At 44.8% G+C, this 16,396-nt stretch carries 14 protein-coding genes, 1 tRNA gene and 1 pseudogene; 4 read left to right on the plus strand and 12 right to left on the minus strand.

Annotated elements, in window-relative coordinates:
- Window positions 1-18 precede the first annotated feature (18 nt).
- The 3 genes from AAFH98_RS06850 to AAFH98_RS06860 all read right to left on the minus strand — a co-directional run bounded on the left by AAFH98_RS06850 (window position 19) and on the right by AAFH98_RS06860 (window position 3,866).
- Window positions 19-1,734, minus strand: a complete 1,716-nt coding sequence (locus tag AAFH98_RS06850; protein WP_342521954.1) for a M1 family metallopeptidase — start codon at window positions 1,732-1,734, stop codon at window positions 19-21.
- A 470-nt stretch (window positions 1,735-2,204) separates the two neighbouring features.
- On the minus strand, window positions 2,205-3,092 hold the full coding sequence (gene era / locus AAFH98_RS06855) for a GTPase Era (RefSeq protein WP_342521955.1): 888 nt from the start codon (window positions 3,090-3,092) through the stop codon (window positions 2,205-2,207).
- 45 nt (window positions 3,093-3,137) lie between these two features.
- The gene (locus AAFH98_RS06860; protein ID WP_342521956.1) at window positions 3,138-3,866 is read right to left on the minus strand and encodes a pyridoxine 5'-phosphate synthase; all 729 of its coding nucleotides are present in this window, start codon (window positions 3,864-3,866) and stop codon (window positions 3,138-3,140) included.
- A 94-nt stretch (window positions 3,867-3,960) separates the two neighbouring features.
- Here AAFH98_RS06860 and AAFH98_RS06865 point away from each other — a divergent pair, with 94 nt between their 5' ends.
- Complete coding sequence (locus AAFH98_RS06865) at window positions 3,961-4,542, plus strand: NlpC/P60 family protein (protein ID WP_342521957.1); 582 nt, start codon at window positions 3,961-3,963, stop codon at window positions 4,540-4,542.
- Between the two features lie 225 nt (window positions 4,543-4,767).
- On the opposite strand, the gene AAFH98_RS06870 is transcribed toward AAFH98_RS06865, so the two are convergent.
- The gene (locus AAFH98_RS06870) at window positions 4,768-5,163 is read right to left on the minus strand and encodes a DUF805 domain-containing protein (RefSeq protein WP_342521958.1); all 396 of its coding nucleotides are present in this window, start codon (window positions 5,161-5,163) and stop codon (window positions 4,768-4,770) included.
- A 141-nt stretch (window positions 5,164-5,304) separates the two neighbouring features.
- On the opposite strand from AAFH98_RS06870, the gene AAFH98_RS06875 reads away from it, so the two are divergent.
- Window positions 5,305-5,493: a hypothetical protein gene (locus AAFH98_RS06875; protein WP_342521959.1), complete on the plus strand. Its 189-nt coding sequence runs from the start codon at window positions 5,305-5,307 to the stop codon at window positions 5,491-5,493.
- A gap of 5 nt (window positions 5,494-5,498) precedes the next feature.
- Here the strand turns inward: AAFH98_RS06875 and AAFH98_RS06880 are convergent, their stop codons facing one another.
- Complete coding sequence (locus tag AAFH98_RS06880; RefSeq protein WP_342521960.1) at window positions 5,499-5,840, minus strand: DUF3127 domain-containing protein; 342 nt, start codon at window positions 5,838-5,840, stop codon at window positions 5,499-5,501.
- Window positions 5,841-5,923: 83 nt separating this feature from the next.
- Window positions 5,924-6,844 carry a DUF4412 domain-containing protein gene (locus tag AAFH98_RS06885; protein ID WP_342521961.1) on the minus strand — a complete coding sequence of 307 codons (921 nt, stop codon included), beginning with the start codon at window positions 6,842-6,844 and terminating at the stop codon, window positions 5,924-5,926.
- Window positions 6,845-7,052: 208 nt separating this feature from the next.
- On the opposite strand from AAFH98_RS06885, the gene AAFH98_RS06890 reads away from it, so the two are divergent.
- Window positions 7,053-8,648: a bifunctional aminoglycoside phosphotransferase/ATP-binding protein gene (locus tag AAFH98_RS06890; protein ID WP_342521962.1), complete on the plus strand. Its 1,596-nt coding sequence runs from the start codon at window positions 7,053-7,055 to the stop codon at window positions 8,646-8,648.
- Here the strand turns inward: AAFH98_RS06890 and sigJ are convergent.
- The 3 genes from sigJ to AAFH98_RS06905 form a co-directional block, all read right to left on the minus strand.
- The gene (gene sigJ, locus AAFH98_RS06895; RefSeq protein WP_342521963.1) at window positions 8,639-9,505 is read right to left on the minus strand and encodes an RNA polymerase sigma factor SigJ; all 867 of its coding nucleotides are present in this window, start codon (window positions 9,503-9,505) and stop codon (window positions 8,639-8,641) included. The two genes, AAFH98_RS06890 and sigJ, sit on opposite strands and share 10 nt — an antisense overlap.
- 12 nt (window positions 9,506-9,517) lie before the next feature.
- Window positions 9,518-10,096 (minus strand): carboxymuconolactone decarboxylase family protein, encoded by a 579-nt coding sequence (locus AAFH98_RS06900; protein WP_342521964.1) that lies wholly within the window; start codon window positions 10,094-10,096, stop codon window positions 9,518-9,520.
- A gap of 84 nt (window positions 10,097-10,180) precedes the next feature.
- On the minus strand, window positions 10,181-10,633 hold the full coding sequence (locus AAFH98_RS06905) for a hypothetical protein (RefSeq protein ID WP_342521965.1): 453 nt from the start codon (window positions 10,631-10,633) through the stop codon (window positions 10,181-10,183).
- Between the two features lie 169 nt (window positions 10,634-10,802).
- Here AAFH98_RS06905 and AAFH98_RS06910 point away from each other — a divergent pair.
- A pseudogene (locus tag AAFH98_RS06910) lies at window positions 10,803-11,052 on the plus strand (transposase); the annotation flags it as partial.
- 124 nt (window positions 11,053-11,176) lie between these two features.
- On the opposite strand, the gene AAFH98_RS06915 reads toward AAFH98_RS06910, so the two are convergent.
- From AAFH98_RS06915 to AAFH98_RS06925, 3 genes are all read right to left on the minus strand, one after another.
- Window positions 11,177-11,261, minus strand: a tRNA-Leu gene (locus tag AAFH98_RS06915).
- Window positions 11,262-11,380: 119 nt separating this feature from the next.
- On the minus strand, window positions 11,381-14,398 hold the full coding sequence (locus AAFH98_RS06920; RefSeq protein WP_342521966.1) for an Ig-like domain-containing domain: 3,018 nt from the start codon (window positions 14,396-14,398) through the stop codon (window positions 11,381-11,383).
- 261 nt (window positions 14,399-14,659) lie between these two features.
- Window positions 14,660-16,102 (minus strand): Ig-like domain-containing domain, encoded by a 1,443-nt coding sequence (locus AAFH98_RS06925; RefSeq protein ID WP_342521967.1) that lies wholly within the window; start codon window positions 16,100-16,102, stop codon window positions 14,660-14,662.
- Window positions 16,103-16,396 lie beyond the last annotated feature (294 nt).

Genomic DNA, 16,396 nt, shown 5'->3' on the forward strand with positions numbered 1-16,396 from the left:
GGTGGATTTCAGCATCAACTATTCAACATGTTTCACCAAATCTTTATTCACATAATAATCTACATGTAATGAAAAATTTGACGGGTCAGATAATTCCAGCTTTGTGCGTTTCCATCGTTCAGAGGTTGGATGAATCACAGAGTATCCATTATCGTTAAGTGTTACTTCGAGTGGCATATCAAAATGGTCAACGTCGGCTTTCCATCGGTAATAAAGCACATCATCTTTAATATGATATTCGAAGGTTGGGATGTCGGTATAGTGTACATATTGATCAAAAACGTCATCTAAATCTTTCCCGGATTGTTCGATGATATAGCGCTCAATTTGGTCGGCAGTCACAATTTGATGGCGGAAATCTCTTTGAATTCCACGGAGGATTTCTTTCCATTGGCTGTCGTTACCAATAATCTGGCGAATCATGTGTAACATATTGTGTGCTTTGTTATACATGTCGCCGGAACCTTCATTGTTCAATCCATATTTTCCTGTGATGGGTTCCTCATTTTCAATACCATCACGGATTCCACGTGTATATTCGGCGCCGGCTTCCTTGCCAAAGCGACATTCGGTATAGATGGATTCTGAATAACTGGTAAAACCTTCATGTACCCACATGTCGGCAACATCGTTTGTAGTGATATTGTTGCCCCACCACTCGTGCCCGGTTTCGTGAATTATGATAAAATCCCACTTTAATCCCCAGCCGGTACCTGATAAGTCAGTGCCGCGATAGCCATTTTGATAGCCGTTTCCATAAGCTACTGCACTTTGGTGTTCCATGCCCAGATGCGGCGTTTCTACCAGTTTAAAACTATCCTCATAAAAAGGGTAGGGGCCAAACCAATCTTCAAAACACTGCATCATAGGCTTTACCTGCTCGAACTGTTGTTTCGCTTTGTCGAGGTTGTGTTCCAGCACCCAGTAATCCAGATCAAGGGTTCCGTCTTTGCCGTCATACGTATCGCTAAAATTTACGTAGTTGCCAGCATTTACTGCTACATTGTAATTATTTATGGGATTGGATACGAACCAGTGCCAAGTAGTCATGCCATTGTCATGCTTGGTGGTGTCGCGTAGCCGTCCATTCGAGACATTTTTGATTTTACTGGGCACCGTAATATTGATGCTCATACTGTCGGGCTCTGCGGATTGATGATCTTTGTTGGGCCACCACACGCTGGCACCAAGTCCTTGATTGGCGGTAGCAATAAAGTGATTGCCGAGTGAATCTTGCTCCCAAACAAAACCGCCGTCCCAGGGCGCATTTTCGGCTACTTTTGGTTTTCCTTGGTAATAAACAGAGATCGTATAAAGAGAATCTTTTTGAAGGCTATCTGGCATATTTACCATATAGGCATAACTGTTTTCAGCCCGCTGATATTCGAGTGGGTTTCCGTTTTGCGTGATCTGGTCAATATTGAGCGGATCCTGCAGGTCAATTTGCATACGCTTTGGCTTGTCAACAACGCGGTAGGTGATATGGTTGTATCCGGTGATGGAAGAATCCGCAGGCTGGATGGTAACGTTCAAGTCATAATAAACGACCTCCCACCAGCCGCGTTCAGCAGTTATAGAGCCGCGAAGAGAATCCTTGGTTGTGGCCAGAACCCCGGAGCTTTGAGCAAAAGAAGTTGCCGAAAACAACAGTAATACTATTGTCAGTCCAAGTTTAAAGGGGGCGTTTTTCTTTTTCGTTAAAGTAGAATTATATCGTTTGGAAAAAATATTCATACAAGAGTGCTGTTTTGGGAAATAATAGAGAGCTTTTTGAGTCGAATACAGTTTACCATGTCTTTAATCATGGAAATGCCAAAAATCTTATCTTCAGAGAAGATACAAATTACGGATTCTTTTTAAAGAGATTTCAAAACTATATTCCACCCATCGCTGATACATATGCATTCTGTCTGATGCCAAATCATTTTCATGTTATGGTACGGGTAAAAAGTAGGGAGGAATTGGTGGAGTTTTATCATAAGAAAAACCCTCAGGGTCTTCGAAACCCAATAAAACATGGTTTTGTAGATAGCATTATGGATTGGTCTTACAGTTCATACTACAGTATCATATCGAGTAAATAAGCGAATTTAAAATGCGAAGAAATGTTTAAATGGTTTGCGGAAGGCAAGATTTTATTCATGCTCATAAAACAGATTGATAGGAATCCGCAAACTTTCTAAAACTTTGCGGATTATCATCTACTAATATCCATAATGCCGAACTCTACTGGGATCTTCGCGCCATTTTTCGCGTACTTTTACATGCAGGTCCAGGTAGATTTTTTTATCCACAAAAGCTTCAATGACTTCGCGTGCGCTTTTCCCCAATTTTTTGATAGCTTTTCCGCCCTTTCCTATTAAAATGCCTTTTTGTGAATTGCGATTTACAATAATATCGGCACTGATGTAATCAAGGTCGTCGCGTTCATCATACTGAACAATATCAATAGTAGAAGAATAGGGGATTTCCTGGTGATAAAGCAGGAAGAGCTGCTCGCGAATCATTTCGGCGACGAAAAAGCGTACCGGCTGCTCACTGAGCATATCTTTTGGATAAAAGGGCGGACCCGGTTTGATATGCTCCTTGATGTGATCCATCAAATTTTGGAGCCCATCTCCATTGAGTGCTGAAACAAAAAACGTATCGTCGAAATCGAATTCTTCCTCAAGTTTTCGAGCTACGCCCTCGGCTTCCTGATCGGTGACTTTATCGATTTTGTTGAGGATTAGAAATATATCTTTTCCCTTCATCGAGGAAAACATCTTGTAAATGCGTCCCGGTATCTTGTGATCCTTTACATCCACAATGAGCAGCAAAATGTCGGCATCAGTACGTGCGCGATCTACCGTTTTCATCATTGCTTTTTGGAGCTCGTATTTGGGATCGATGACGCCGGGCGTATCAAGGAAAATAATTTGCATATCTTCTTCCGAATGAATCCCGATAATCTGATGTCGCGTAGTTTGTGGCTTGTGCGTGGTGATCGAAATTTTATTACCAAGCAGTCGGTTCATCAACGTAGATTTACCGGCATTGGGTTTGCCCAAAATGGCAACATATCCTGAGCGATGATTTTCTGTGTTTTCCATAGATACGAGAAATATAGGGAGCCTTAGCTCCGAGGATTAATGCAATTAATTATTAGGGTTTTTCATGATGCGCAAGAATTTTTTCACAGTTTTATTCAATCCATAAAAAAGAGCCGAGGAAACCAATGCATGACCAATGCTGATATCATTCAGGTGGGGCACTTGATCTACCAGTGGTTCCAGATTATCGAGGTTCAGTCCGTGGCCGGCGTTCACTTTCATGCCCAGCTCGTGAGCCAGTTCGGCCCCTTCTTTAAGTCGATCCAATTCTGCTTTTTTATCGGATTCAGTCGTGGCGTTGGCATATGTACCAGTATGTAGCTCAATGGCATCACTGCCTAAGTCGGCAGCTAACTCAATGTCTTTTTTATTGGGATCGATAAAGAGACTTATGGCAATATTGGTATCTGCATAAGCCGGGAAGACACGATCTCGAAAGTCATCGAAAACCGTTTCCATGTCCAGTCCGCCTTCGGTGGTGAGTTCTTCACGGCTTTCGGGAACAAGAGTTACCAGTTCGGGATTAACATCCTTGCTGATATCGAGCATTTCGTCGGTGGCGGCCATTTCAAAATCGAGATCGCCCTGAACCGATTTCTTTAACTGATATACGTCCTCGGTCTTAATATGTCGACGATCTTTGCGCAGGTGAAACACAATTCCAGAGGCACCAGCGTGTTCGCATACCTTGGCTGCTTCAACGGGATTAGGATACCCTTCGCCGCGGGCGTTGCGCAAGGTGGCAATATGATCAACATTTACCAGAAGTTGCATTGTTCAATAAACGCTTAATTTGTGGTTGTCTTTAAACCCTTAAATATAGATCATTTAAGGAAGAGTTTAAGCTGAAATTATGAGAAGGTTATCAATGAAAATACAGACGGTTTTAGTTGTGGTATTGGTAGGATTGATGGGCGTAGCCTGTGGTGTGGTGCCGCGTTCCTCACAGCCGCCATCAAGGCCTGTTGCTTCTGATAGACCTTCAACGTCATCAGGTTCAGATACCTCAACGGCTACTGAAAGTTCTACACCGTCTTCAGCTGATGAGGCAGTTCAACCTGCTATGAAAGTATCTTCCCTGAATGAGGTTAAAGCTTCATTAATGCAGGCATATCGTGACTGGCAGGGCACTCCCTATGTGCTGGGAGGAGGATCACAGGAAGGGGTTGATTGCTCACGACTCGTCAATATTGTACTTGATGATTACTTTGGGATTGATGTGCCAACGAATACCAAAGAGCAGTTAAGTGTGGGCAATAAAATTCGAAGAAGTGCTGTGCGAACGGGCGATCTCGTATTCTTTAAAACGGGACGAAAAACACTGCATGTGGGCATTGCTGTTAATAGTGGAGAATTTTTACATGCCTCAACCTCAAATGGGGTGATGATAAGTAAACTCGGAAAAAGCTATTGGCGCAATCGGTTTTTAGCGGCCCGACGTGTTTTTTAATAATCAGGGGTAAATATTTGTTTTTTTCAGAAAAGAGTTGACTCTTAGCCTGTAGTGGCAAATCCTTCCGTGATGGTTGATCGAGGGTACAACTCTTTTTTAATTAAATCACGTGACGATGCGTTGCATTGTTACAAGGGTAAATTAAGGACGATTAGAAATAGAAAAACCGAGCTGTCCATGTAGTGAACAAGCTCGGTTATCAAATCAACATAAAAAGCGTATTTACGCCACGGCCGTAGATCCCACTTCTTTGGGATTTTCGCCGTACTGGTTAGCGCCCGGCTGACTGTCTTGAACATAAAACACAATTAAGGCAATCGTCCCGATTACGGGGATAAAGCCGATAAGGAGCCACCATCCGCTGCGTCCCGTATCGTGCAACCGGCGAACACTTACCGCTAAGCTGGGAATGAAAACGGCCAACGAATACAAGCCCAGAATACTCATAATAACTAAGCCAATACTTGATTCGGGGTTCATTCCTCCAAACATTATCATAACCGTTTGTAGCGCCATAATTATTAAGAAATGAACCAGTGAAAACATCCAGAACTCTTTACGACGAGCACGGCCTTCAAATTCAGCATACTGCTTTAATACTTTAACATACCATTCCATAAGCTCTCCTTGGTTTAATTTTGTATTTTAATGTACCCCTAATAAAATTAACATGACTAAGAATAGAAGAATACCCATAAGTTGCAAGTTTAGCTTCTATATTGGGAGATTGAATTACACGACAAGGAATAGTTTAGATAAATGGTACTTATTCTGTTGGCGGTTGTATTAGGTTTAGGACTTTTAATTTGGCTTTGGAAGGGACCGGTAAAAAACACAGTTACCGCCATAAAAAGAAATGGAAGTAGTGCTGCCGAGGCTTATGGAATTATTTTATTTCTCACATCGGCTATGGGATTTAGCATCTACCTGATAGCAACTATTCTATAGCCCAATTAAAAGGGTACGTCGTGGTCCATATCCGACATATCAATGACATTTTCCTCGGGATCGTCTGAGTCTCCGTCCCCACGTTCCACCTTCCAGGCTTTGACATCGGTATACCAATTGCCCTTGTACTCTCGGCTCTGTAGATCTACATACACTGTTACTTCTTCGCCCTCCTGAACATTAAACTGGTCAATTTTATCGCCCCACTGGGTAATACAAATTTTCTTGGGATACTTGCCCGGCGTTTCCAAGATAAAATCCTGCTTACGCCATTCCCCGTTTTTACCTGTTCCGGACTGTTCTTCGAGGATTTGTGCGACTTTTCCTTTTACTTTCAACTCATCCATAATATCTGTTCGCTCTTTTCGGCCTTACATTTTGCGTCAATGAGGATAGGCATGCCTGCCATTTATATCAATTAAAATATGGGTTATTTGTCGGATGAGGTTTTGCCTAAACTCATGGGAGGATAGTCGGCCATGAGATACGAAATATTTTCATTTTTCTTGATGTCTGTCACCGTCATGGTAACCTGTTCTCCGGTGTTATGATTATCACTTTTCATTTCCATAACCATGCCGTGGGGATACTCGTCGGGAATTTTGCCTCTCATCTGTTTGGCATTGGCATGCGCTTTAAAAAGCTGCGTCATCCCAAAATCCTCGTCGCGGGTTACCCAAACTTCCACGGTTTCCTCATCGGTTTGAGATCGATATCCATCACAAGCATAGCCCAAAATATTTTTGCTGCCAATCTTCTCATATCCGCGCCACTCTTCGAGCTCATCCCAATTGGTATCGTCCTGCAAAAGGCTGTCATTTGCAGTAACATGCTGATCCCATGCATAGCCAAAAGAAAATTTGTTACCTTCATTTTCCATTAGCATGAGCATCGCTTCGTTCGTGAAGTCGTAAATAATGAAAAGGTCGCCTTCCTGTTTTTCCATCTCCTCGGAGCGGAACTTGGTGCCAGTATAAGTACCGTCATCACTAAAGTGCATATCCATGATAAGTGGCTCTTCTTCCTTGCCATTTTTATCGCGTGATTGTACCTCCATCGTCGTTACTGTTTGGAAGGCATATTGATCCTCCATTTTAATATTACTGCTCATCGCGAACGGGACCCGCATTCCATTGGAACTATCGGCCTCCCATTCCCCAAAGATCGAATTCCAAGATCGTTCTACGGCTTGCTCGGCGGCCCGTTGGACCTGCTCTGCCAGTTTTTCTTCGGCTTTTTGTTCTGCGGCTTGTTGCGCCTTCTTTTTAAGTCGATTTAATAGCTGCGCCTCTGCATCTACGCTCAGGCTTGTCAATAGAATAGTCGTGATAAGGCCAATTAGAAATCTCATGATGTATGCTCCGTTATGCTCACTGTTTTTGTTGGTAGTTTTAAAATTTACTTCAAATTACTGTAAAAACATATAGTTACAGCGAAAAATTATCTCATTAATATGTCAAAAGTAATCAATGATATCTGAATGTTAGATAGGGGATTTTTGTACTTTACATATCAGAGAAAGTATTATCACTGGCTTTAACAACATATGGTTGTCTCCCATGGATTCACCACTCATTTCGTTCTTACAATCGCCCGACGCATATGCCCATAGCCCGGATTCAGTGACCCATGTACAGACGCATATTTCGCATGTTTTTATCGCTTCTCCATACGTGTATAAATGCAAAAAGTCGGTCGACTTTGGGTTCTTGGATTACAGTTCGCTCGAAAAGCGTAGGAAATTTTGTGACCGAGAAGTGGAACTAAATCGCCGGCTGTCAGATGGTATATATCTTGGAGTAGCTGCTATTGTAAAAGATGGGGATTCGTACCAGTTGACGGATGAGAAAGCGGCGGACGATAAAGTCGTTGAGTACGCCGTAAAAATGAAGCAGCTGCCGGAAGAGTATTTTCTGCACAGTTATCTTGAGCAGGATACCCTCAGTAAAAAACACCTCGATCGAGTGGCCGACAAGCTGGCTGATTTTTACTTGAGTCAGCAGCCTGATGAAGAGATCTTACAATACGGAGAGATCGAGAGCATTAAAGTAAATACGGATGAAAATTTTGAGCAGACCCGCGATTTTGTGGACGAAACCATAGCAGAGAATGCCTATAAGGCCATTCAATATTTTACGAATCAATATTTTGAAAAACGCGGTGGTCTTTTTGAGCGACGGGTTGCTCAAAAGCGCATTGTTGACGGCCATGGTGATCTGCACCTTGAGCACATCCACATTACGCCTGACAGCGTGCAGATCTATGATTGCATCGAATTCAATGATCGATTTCGGTATGGTGATTTGGCCGTGGACTTAGCTTTCTTGGCTATGGACTTGGATTTCAATGATCGCTGGAGTGACGAGCGCTATTTTATTGATCAGATGGCCGAGAAGTTGGATGACCCCGACCTGCCCAAGATTATTGATTTCTACAAGTGTTACCGCGCCTACGTAAAGGGCAAAGTAAAAAGTCTGCAAAGCGGGGAACCGGAAGTACCCAAAAAGGATCGTCAGCGAGCCCGGCAAACCGCCCAGCAATATTTCGATCTTTCACTGCGCTATGCGTTACTGGGATCGCGGCCATCGGCAATTATATTTATGGGGAAGGTGGGTACAGGCAAAAGTACGCTTGCTCGTCACCTGCACAAAAAGCTTAGCATCGAATATTTTTCTACCGATGAAATCAGAAAAAGGTTGGCTGGTTTGCCACTCGAAGAACGGACGCCTTCTACCAAACGGGATACTTTATATTCTGAAAAGATGTCAGAGCAAACGTATCAACAGCTTTTGGATAAGGCAGAGTCTAACATCAGGGCAGGGAAAAGTATTATTTTGGATGCCACATTCAGCAGCAGATCATCGAGAGAAAAGCTGATAAAGAAGTTGACGTCTCTCAATGTGCAGCTGTTATTTGTTGAGGCTCAGGCTCCTGAGAACATTATAAAACAGCGGCTTAAAGCCCGTGAAAATCAGGATGATGTTATTTCCGATGCGCGCATTGAAGATTTTGATAAATTGGATCGTCGCTATGAACCGCCCGCAGAGTTGGAGGGTAAGCAGCTTGTTGAGGTAGCTACGGACCGCGACTTGACGAATACGATTGAGCAGTTATACCGGGCGTTGGCAGAACGAAATATTATAACTTATTCGTAAGCTTCGAGCTTTGATGGGTTTAATATCACAAAGATTGCAGAAATTCTACTTCTGTGAATATGGAAGGTCCAGATACTGTGGAGTGTTTCCCGTTGATATACTTTAAAGCCGGGGCAATTATTAACGGAAGTCATCTCAAGATCAATATCGGCCTCATTTTTTTCTGCAATGCTGATCAAAAACTTGCTTACTTTTTTCATGCTATCGATGGGTTTAGGAGCTGCCGTTACTTCTCCACCTCCATCGGAATACAGAACAGCATTGTCCGTTAATATTGCCTGAAGCTTATCCATATCGCGGAGGTAGAGTGCTTCGATAAATTCATCTACGATTTGTTGGGATTCTGGGTTAGGGGTAATATTGGATATCGTGCTATGCTGGATATTTTGGCGTGCCCGCTGCGCGGCCTTCCGGCAAGTTGCCGGCTTTTTGTCAACCAGTTCTGATATTTCAGAAAATTTGTAGCCGAAAACGTCGTGGAGCAGATATATGGCTCGCTGATCGGGGGACAGATTTTCTAAAAGATACAGTAGGGCAACAGTCAGCTTTTCGTGGAGTTCAATATTAGAATCTGGAAGATTGGAGTCCGAATCTACAACAGGTTGGGGCAGCCATGGTCCCATATATTCCTCCCGCTGACTTTTCGCCGACCGGTATCGGTCAATACAAAGTCGGGAGACAATCGTTTTTAGATAACTTTCGTGATTGTGAACCTCCGTGTCGGACTCATTCCACTTGATGTAGGCATCCTGTACAATATCTCGAGCATCCGGTAGGTTCCCCAGCATTCCGTAGGCAATATTGATGAGTTCTGCCCGATGTCGATTAAAGATTGTAGTCTTATTATCAGCATCCATAATAGTATTATGCTATACAGAGCAGAGGTTGTCAGTACCTATCTGCAGCGGTTTGTTGATAAGATTGTAATAGTTTTCTGTGGCATTGAGCCACGTAATTTCCACAATTTCTGTATCATTGTAATAGCGTTGCAGTTCCTCAAAAAGAGGATCAGCCACTTCTTTTTCAAGGGTAACCTGTTCCACATATCTGAGTGCTGTCTTCTCGGCCTTACTAAAAACGTCGGAAGATTGATAGTTGAGCAACTGTTCATATTTTTGAATTTCGACCTCATCTTCGGCCGCAGCCTTGGCAATATCGATGCAAAACGAACAGCCGTTGAGTGTTGCTATATAGCTTTTGATATAAAACACCAGGTCTTTTGACAGCGATAGATTTTTTTCGATGCTCATTAGTTTTTGGGAGAGTGAGAGGGTATCTGTCATCCGCGCCTGAACTACTTTTATGGGAGTAATGACTTTACCCATCTTTTTCTTTGTGAGCCAGTAGGCCAGCTTAAGCTTGATGCTCCGTGGATTTTCAATAGGTGCTATGCGCGGGCTTTGGTTACTACTATTTTCGGTTGTTGTAGTTAATTCCAGCTCGTCCATGATAATGTGTTTTAATTCGAGGTAACATTATAAGACGAAATAGCCGGCCGGAATGTGACATCAGAAGGGAAGAGTGGGTAGAAGTTATTCGTTGCGGCTGAAAAAGAGTTGACGGTGGGGAAATTCGCGGGCTATAGAGACCAGCTGGTTCCATCCGCTTTTAACGGGACTGTTTTTGCCGCCCGCATTTTCTACTTCCGTTCCACTGGCCAAGGTGCCCGTGATATGGAGAGCGGAATCTTTTACTGAGGCGTTTATTTTCATAGAATAGCTGCCGAAAAGCCTTAAGATGGTGGGATCAAATTGCTTGTACCGTGTTTCGAGCGTCATAGGCTGCTCGTTGGATCGGAGTACTGTAAAGCCCATGTTGCCAAGGTGCACCTCAAAGTTTTGATAGGCTTGGGAAGGAGCTTCATCAAAGGTGAGAATGATCGTGTCCGCATTGTCCATCATATTGATGGACGGTTCCGCCGGGGGCAGCGACGATCTGCAGGATGCTAACAAAATTACAAGAAAACTGATAGTGATAATTCTCATAGCCCCGAAGTTGATTTCTGATAACAGATAATAAGGTACTACAATTTTAGAAAGGGAGAAATAGGGATAGTAGGTATCTCTTTGGATATTATTTTGTTGATCAGTAGGTCGTATCTTCTCCCATATCCTCTAATAACTTCTTTGAAAACTTTGGGAGGCTTTTTCCAAAATCGAGGACTATATCTTCCAAATCATCTCGATCCTCAACAAACAGGAGCAGGGATTGAAGGTCCGAGACATCTGTCGCGAGCATGGCATCAGTGATGCGATCTTCTACAATTGGAAAGCCAAGTATGGCGGGGTTCAGCGTGAGTGAGCTGGCCCGTATTAAAGAGCTTGAAGCAGAAAATTCCAGACTTAAGCGCATGTATGCGGACCTGAGTCTGGTCCATTATGCCCTCAAAGACACTGTCGAAAAAAGTTGTAACCCCTGAACGCAGGTGGAAGATGGTTACTTACATGCGCGAATATCGAAATGTTTGTACTAATATTTGCACCTAACATAGTAACCCCTTGTAAGTCAATAACTTACAAGGGGTTAAGTGCCCAAGAGAGGACTCGAACCTCCACGGGGAAGATCCCCATATGCTCCTGAAGCATACGCGTCTACCAATTCCGCCACTTGGGCAATTTCGCCAGATTTTTAGCGTGACAAATATAGGGGTTTTCATCACTAAATTGAAACACGCTTCCGTATTTTTATTTGATTCCCACCCAGTATTCGACTTGTGTTAAGCAATCTGGCTGTTAGTCATCTTCCTCTTCGTCTTCAGTCGTAAAGTTCCAGCTGTAATTGTTGTCCAGGGCATTGCCATTAAGATCCTCAATGCCATTGGTAATAGTGGCGGTGAAGTCGGTTCCGTCTGCCAGAGGGTTATCCGGTATAAAGGTCGCGGTTGTGCCGGAATAATTGACCGACCCGGAAATGGGGCCGTTGCTGGATTGTAGTCGGAAGGTATTGGTGGTGACGGTCGCCGGATCAAGCTGCTCGCTAAAGCTGGCGGTAAGTTGGATATCTACCCGCACGTCCTGTTGGCCATCTTGCGGGGTGGTGGATTCGACAGTGGGCGGTGTCTGGTCAACGACTTCGGTTGTAAAGTTCCAGCTGTAATTGTTGCCCAGAGCATTGCCATTAAGATCCGTGACGCCATTGGTAATGGTGGCGGTGAAGTCGGTTCCGTCCGCCAGAGAGTTATCCGGTATAAAGGTCGCGGTTGTGCCGGAATAATTGACCGACCCGGAAATATTACCGTTACTGCTTTGTAGTCTAAACGTATTATTGTTTACCGAAGATGGATCGAGCTGCTCGCTAAAGGTGGCGGAGAGTTGAATATCCACCGGCACGTCCTGCTGGCCGTCTTGGGGATTGGTCGATTCTACGCTCGGTGGTGTCTGGTCAATTACTTCTGTGGTAAAGCTCCAGCTATAATTGTTGTCCAGGGCATTTCCATTAAGATCCCGAATGCCATTGGTAATAGTGGCTGTGAAGTCGGTTCCATCTGGCAGGGGATTATCTGGCGTAAAGGTGGCCGTGGTCCCGGAGTAGCTAACGGATCCGGAAATGGTGCCGTTGCTGGATTGTAGTCTAAACGTATTATTGTTTACCGAAGATGGATCAAGCTGCTCGCTGAAGGTGGCCGACAGTTGAATATTTACGGGCACGTCCTGCTGGCCGTCTTGGGGGTTTGTGGATTCTACGCTGGGTGGCGTCTGATCAACGACTTCGGTTGTAAAGCTCCAGCTATAATTGTTATCCAGGGCATTGCCATTAAAATCTTCAATACCATTGGTGATAGTCGCAGTAAACGAGGTTCCGTCCGCCAGAGGATTATCTGGGGTAAAGGTGGCCGTGGTCCCGGAGTAGCTGACCGCCCCGGAAATGGGGCCGTTGCTGGATTGCAGCCGGAAGGTGTTGGTGGTGACGGTCGCCGGATCGAGCTGCTCGCTAAAGGTGGCGGTAAGTTGGATATCCACCGGCACATCCTGCTGGCCGTCTTGGGGATTGGTCGATTCCACGCTGGGTGGCGTCTGGTCAATTACTTCTGTCGTAAAGTTCCAGCTATAATTGTTGTCCAGGGCATTGCCATTAAGATCTTCGATGCCATTGGTAATAGTCGCGGTAAATGTAGTACCGTCCGCCAGAGGGTTATCCGGGGTATAGGTGGCCGTGGTCCCGGAGTAGCTAACGGATCCGGAAATGGGGCCGTTGCTGGATTGCAGCCGGAAGGTGTTGGTGGTGACGGTCGCCGGATCGAGCTGCTCGCTAAAGGTGGCGGTAAGTTGGATATCCACCGGCACATCCTGCTGGCCGTCTTGGGGATTGGTCGATTCCACGCTGGGTGGCGTCTGGTCAATTACTTCTGTCGTAAAGTTCCAGCTATAATTGTTGTCCAGGGCATTGCCATTAAAATCTTCGATGCCATTGGTAATAGTCGCGGTAAATGTAGTACCGTCCGCCAGAGGGTTATCCGGTATAAAGGTCGCGGTTGTGCCGGAATAATTGACCGACCCGGAAATATTACCGTTACTGCTTTGTAGTCTAAACGTATTATTGTTTACCGAAGATGGATCAAGCTGCTCGCTGAAGGTGGCCGACAGTTGAATACCAGCGGGAACGTTCTGTTGTCCATCTTGCGGCTTAGTGGATATGACATGCGGAGGGGTACGGTCTATTTCTTTGGTCGTAAAACTCCAGTTGTAATTGTTGGGAGAATTCCCATTAAGATCCTCAATGCCATTGGTAATAGTGGCGGTGAAGTCGGTACCGTCTGCCAGAGAGTTATCCGGCGTAAAGGTGGCCGTGGTCCCGGAGTAGCTAACGGATCCGGAAATGGGGCCGTTGCTGGATTGCAGCCGGAAGGTGTTGGTGGTGACGGTCGCCGGATCAAGCTGCTCGCTAAAGGTGGCGGTAAGTTGGATATCCACCGGCACGTCTTGCTGGCCATCTTGCGGGGTGGTGGATTCTACGCTGGGTGGAGTGCGGTCGACCTCTTCGGTGGTAAAGCTCCAGCTGTGATTGTTGTCCAGAGCATTGCCAAAAGGATCTTCGATGTTCTCGGTAATGGTAGCGGTGAACTCGGCCCCGTCCGGTAGTCTTTTTGATGGGTTGAAAGTAGCTATTGAATCTTTGTAACTAACCGATCCGGAAATGCTGGTGTTGTTTGTGCGCAGTAAAAACGTATTGTTGTTTACGGTAGATGGATTGAGTGCTTTATTGAAATGGGCATAGATGTTAATATCGGCTGATATTTCCCTAGCTCCGGGGGATGGTTCGGTAGACGTAACGGCAGGTGGGATAATTTCATCCGTTGTAGCTTGACGGGTGGTAAAACTCCATTTGAAATCCTGCTCCATAATGTTGCCATTAACGTCAGCCACTTCTGAGGTGATGATTGTACTGATGAGCATGTTTCTTTGAAATTCATTTGTGGGAGCAAAGGTAACAGAGCTGTCTCTAAAGAAGAATGAGCCAGAGACGGGGGTAGTATCTTGGCGAACAATAAAGGTATTGTTGTTAATGGTGGTAGAATCGATGGAGGTGTTGAAGGTAGCCTGTATAGAAATGTCGAGATCGATATTTGTGGCATCGTCATCGGGGGTTGTTTGAATCACTTGTAAGGGAGATGGGACTTCCCCCAGCGAGTCGTTAAAGCCGGGTTGATTTGATTTCTTGCAGCCTGTTGCAAGAACGATTGCCACGATAATGATTGCAATTTTCGTCGAATAATAGCAGATGGCTTGTCGAGCTCCCTGTTTGTGGCACATACCTTTCTCCCTTTTTAGTTAAATTAGTGGCCAATTATTGTAGTACATCAACATAAGTTCAATGACTATACCGGCGGGAGAGGGGTTTTGTAGGGAATATGTGTAGATGAATCTATCACACTGTCTATAGGGAACTGGCGTCTTTGGGTTGAGGCTTGTAAACTTTTGTGTTGATGAAATTTCATAATTTATTTGAAACACGTTTTGGAATTTTTATTAGTATCTCCCTGTCTTTTCGGTTTGTATAGCGTAGATAGGCTGTTAGTCGTCCTCGGTATTAAAACTCCAGCGGTAGACTTCCCCCAGTTCGTTGCCGGCCAGGTCGGTAACGTCTGAACTGATAATGGCCACATAATGTCGGTCATTACGGAGGTCACTTAGAGGAGTAAGGGTGGCCGTATTTCCCGAGTAGCTTACCGATCCCGAAATCTGACGGTATTGCCCCAATCGCCATTGATAAAGTCCAAACGTATCTTCGTTGATGGTAGAGGCATCCATGGACTCGCTGAATGTCGCTGTTACTTGAATATCATCGGATACTTCATCTGCGTCGTCGCGAGGATTAGTGGATACCACGCGGGGCGGAGTACGGTCTATTTCTTTGGTCGTAAAATTCCAGTTGTAGTTATTACTTGGCGCATTCCCGTTAAGGTCTCGGATGCCATCAGTGATCGTGGCTGTAAATAAGGTGCCGTCTTGCAGGGTTTCTGAGGGATTAAAAACAGCTGTTGAGTCTTCATCTTCATAACGGACTGATCCGGAGACGTTGCCGTTGTTTGTCCGTAGCCTAAAGGTATTGCTGTTGACGGAAGCGGGGTCTACACGTTCGCTAAAGGTCGCTGTTATCTGGATGTCAAAGAGTACGTCATCTTCATCGTCTCGCGGCCGGGTGGAGGACACGTGGGGCGGCGTGCGATCTACATCTTTGGTGATAAAATTCCAGTTATAGTTATTGCTGGGCGCATTGCCATACAGATCGCGGATGTCGTCGGTAATGGTAGCGGTATATACGGTTCCATCTTGCAGGTTTTCCGATGGGTTGAAAATAGCTGTTGAGTCTTCGTAGCTCACCGACCCTGAAATGTTGTTGTTATTTGTGCGTAGTAAAAAGGTGTTATTGTTTACGGTAGATGGATTCAGTGCTTTGTTGAAACGGGCATAGATGCTAATTTCGGCTGATACGTCGGTAGTGCCAGGGGATGGTTCGGTAGATGCAACTGTGGGAGGGGTGATTTCTTGGGTTGTAGCTTCGCGGGTGGTGAAACTCCATTCAAAATCTTGGTCCATGGTGTTGCCTTGGCTATCAGCGATAGTTGATGATATGGTTGCGATAATGGTTTGGTCTCGTTGAAATTCGTTGGCAGGAAAAAAGGTAAGGGCACTGTCGGTGGGCGAAAGCGATCCTTCTACGATGGTATTGCCTTGTCGAATGATAAGGGTAGAGTCGGTAATACTGGTCGAGTCGATAGTGGTGTTGAAGATGGCTTGTATGTAGGTGTTTAGCTCTACGTCTTGTGCATCTTCGGGGGGCGAAGTTTCTATTACCTGTACGGGGGATGGGTTTTCGGCCAGTGAGTCGGAAAAGCCGGGTAACTGAGGGTCTTTACAGCCTGCTATAATGACGGTTGCAAGAATAACCGCTGTTATGGCTGTTCTCTTGACATGATTATGAATGGTTTGTGAGGCTCCCTGTTGGTGATCCATGCCCATACCCTCTTGGTTAATAATTGTTGATCACAGTTATATGTAATAGTTCGGTCAAGAAGTTAAGTGCTGTTACGGTAATAGTGCCAGAAGGGATTTGTAGGGAATCTTTGTAGATGAATGTATCACATTGTTTTTATTTGGTTTACTGGTGGAATGGAATTGGGGAGGTGTGATTTTTGTATTGATGGGGTTTTGCAGATTAATAAGCATCCGCAAAAAAGGGAGAGTACTGATGCAATGATTGTTTGAAGGGGAATAAAGGGCTATAAATAGAAAAAGCCCGCTAAAAAG

The sequence above is a fragment of the Fodinibius sp. Rm-B-1B1-1 genome (assembly GCF_038594945.1).
Taxonomy (GTDB): domain Bacteria; phylum Bacteroidota; class Rhodothermia; order Balneolales; family Balneolaceae; genus Fodinibius; species Fodinibius alkaliphilus.

What these genes read in the sequence shown, in the direction of transcription:
- AAFH98_RS06850 (WP_342521954.1), bottom strand. Translation starts at nt 1,734, where the DNA reads ATGAATATTTTTTCCAAACGATATAATTCTACTTTAACGAAAAAGAAA.
- era (WP_342521955.1), bottom strand. Translation starts at nt 3,092, where the DNA reads ATGGAAAACACAGAAAATCATCGCTCAGGATATGTTGCCATTTTGGGC.
- AAFH98_RS06860 (WP_342521956.1), bottom strand. Translation starts at nt 3,866, where the DNA reads ATGCAACTTCTGGTAAATGTTGATCATATTGCCACCTTGCGCAACGCC.
- AAFH98_RS06865 (WP_342521957.1), top strand. Translation starts at nt 3,961, where the DNA reads ATGAAAATACAGACGGTTTTAGTTGTGGTATTGGTAGGATTGATGGGC.
- AAFH98_RS06870 (WP_342521958.1), bottom strand. Translation starts at nt 5,163, where the DNA reads ATGGAATGGTATGTTAAAGTATTAAAGCAGTATGCTGAATTTGAAGGC.
- AAFH98_RS06875 (WP_342521959.1), top strand. Translation starts at nt 5,305, where the DNA reads ATGGTACTTATTCTGTTGGCGGTTGTATTAGGTTTAGGACTTTTAATT.
- AAFH98_RS06880 (WP_342521960.1), bottom strand. Translation starts at nt 5,840, where the DNA reads ATGGATGAGTTGAAAGTAAAAGGAAAAGTCGCACAAATCCTCGAAGAA.
- AAFH98_RS06885 (WP_342521961.1), bottom strand. Translation starts at nt 6,844, where the DNA reads ATGAGATTTCTAATTGGCCTTATCACGACTATTCTATTGACAAGCCTG.
- AAFH98_RS06890 (WP_342521962.1), top strand. Translation starts at nt 7,053, where the DNA reads ATGGATTCACCACTCATTTCGTTCTTACAATCGCCCGACGCATATGCC.
- sigJ (WP_342521963.1), bottom strand. Translation starts at nt 9,505, where the DNA reads ATGGATGCTGATAATAAGACTACAATCTTTAATCGACATCGGGCAGAA.
- AAFH98_RS06900 (WP_342521964.1), bottom strand. Translation starts at nt 10,096, where the DNA reads ATGGACGAGCTGGAATTAACTACAACAACCGAAAATAGTAGTAACCAA.
- AAFH98_RS06905 (WP_342521965.1), bottom strand. Translation starts at nt 10,633, where the DNA reads ATGAGAATTATCACTATCAGTTTTCTTGTAATTTTGTTAGCATCCTGC.
- AAFH98_RS06920 (WP_342521966.1), bottom strand. Translation starts at nt 14,398, where the DNA reads ATGTGCCACAAACAGGGAGCTCGACAAGCCATCTGCTATTATTCGACG.
- AAFH98_RS06925 (WP_342521967.1), bottom strand. Translation starts at nt 16,102, where the DNA reads ATGGATCACCAACAGGGAGCCTCACAAACCATTCATAATCATGTCAAG.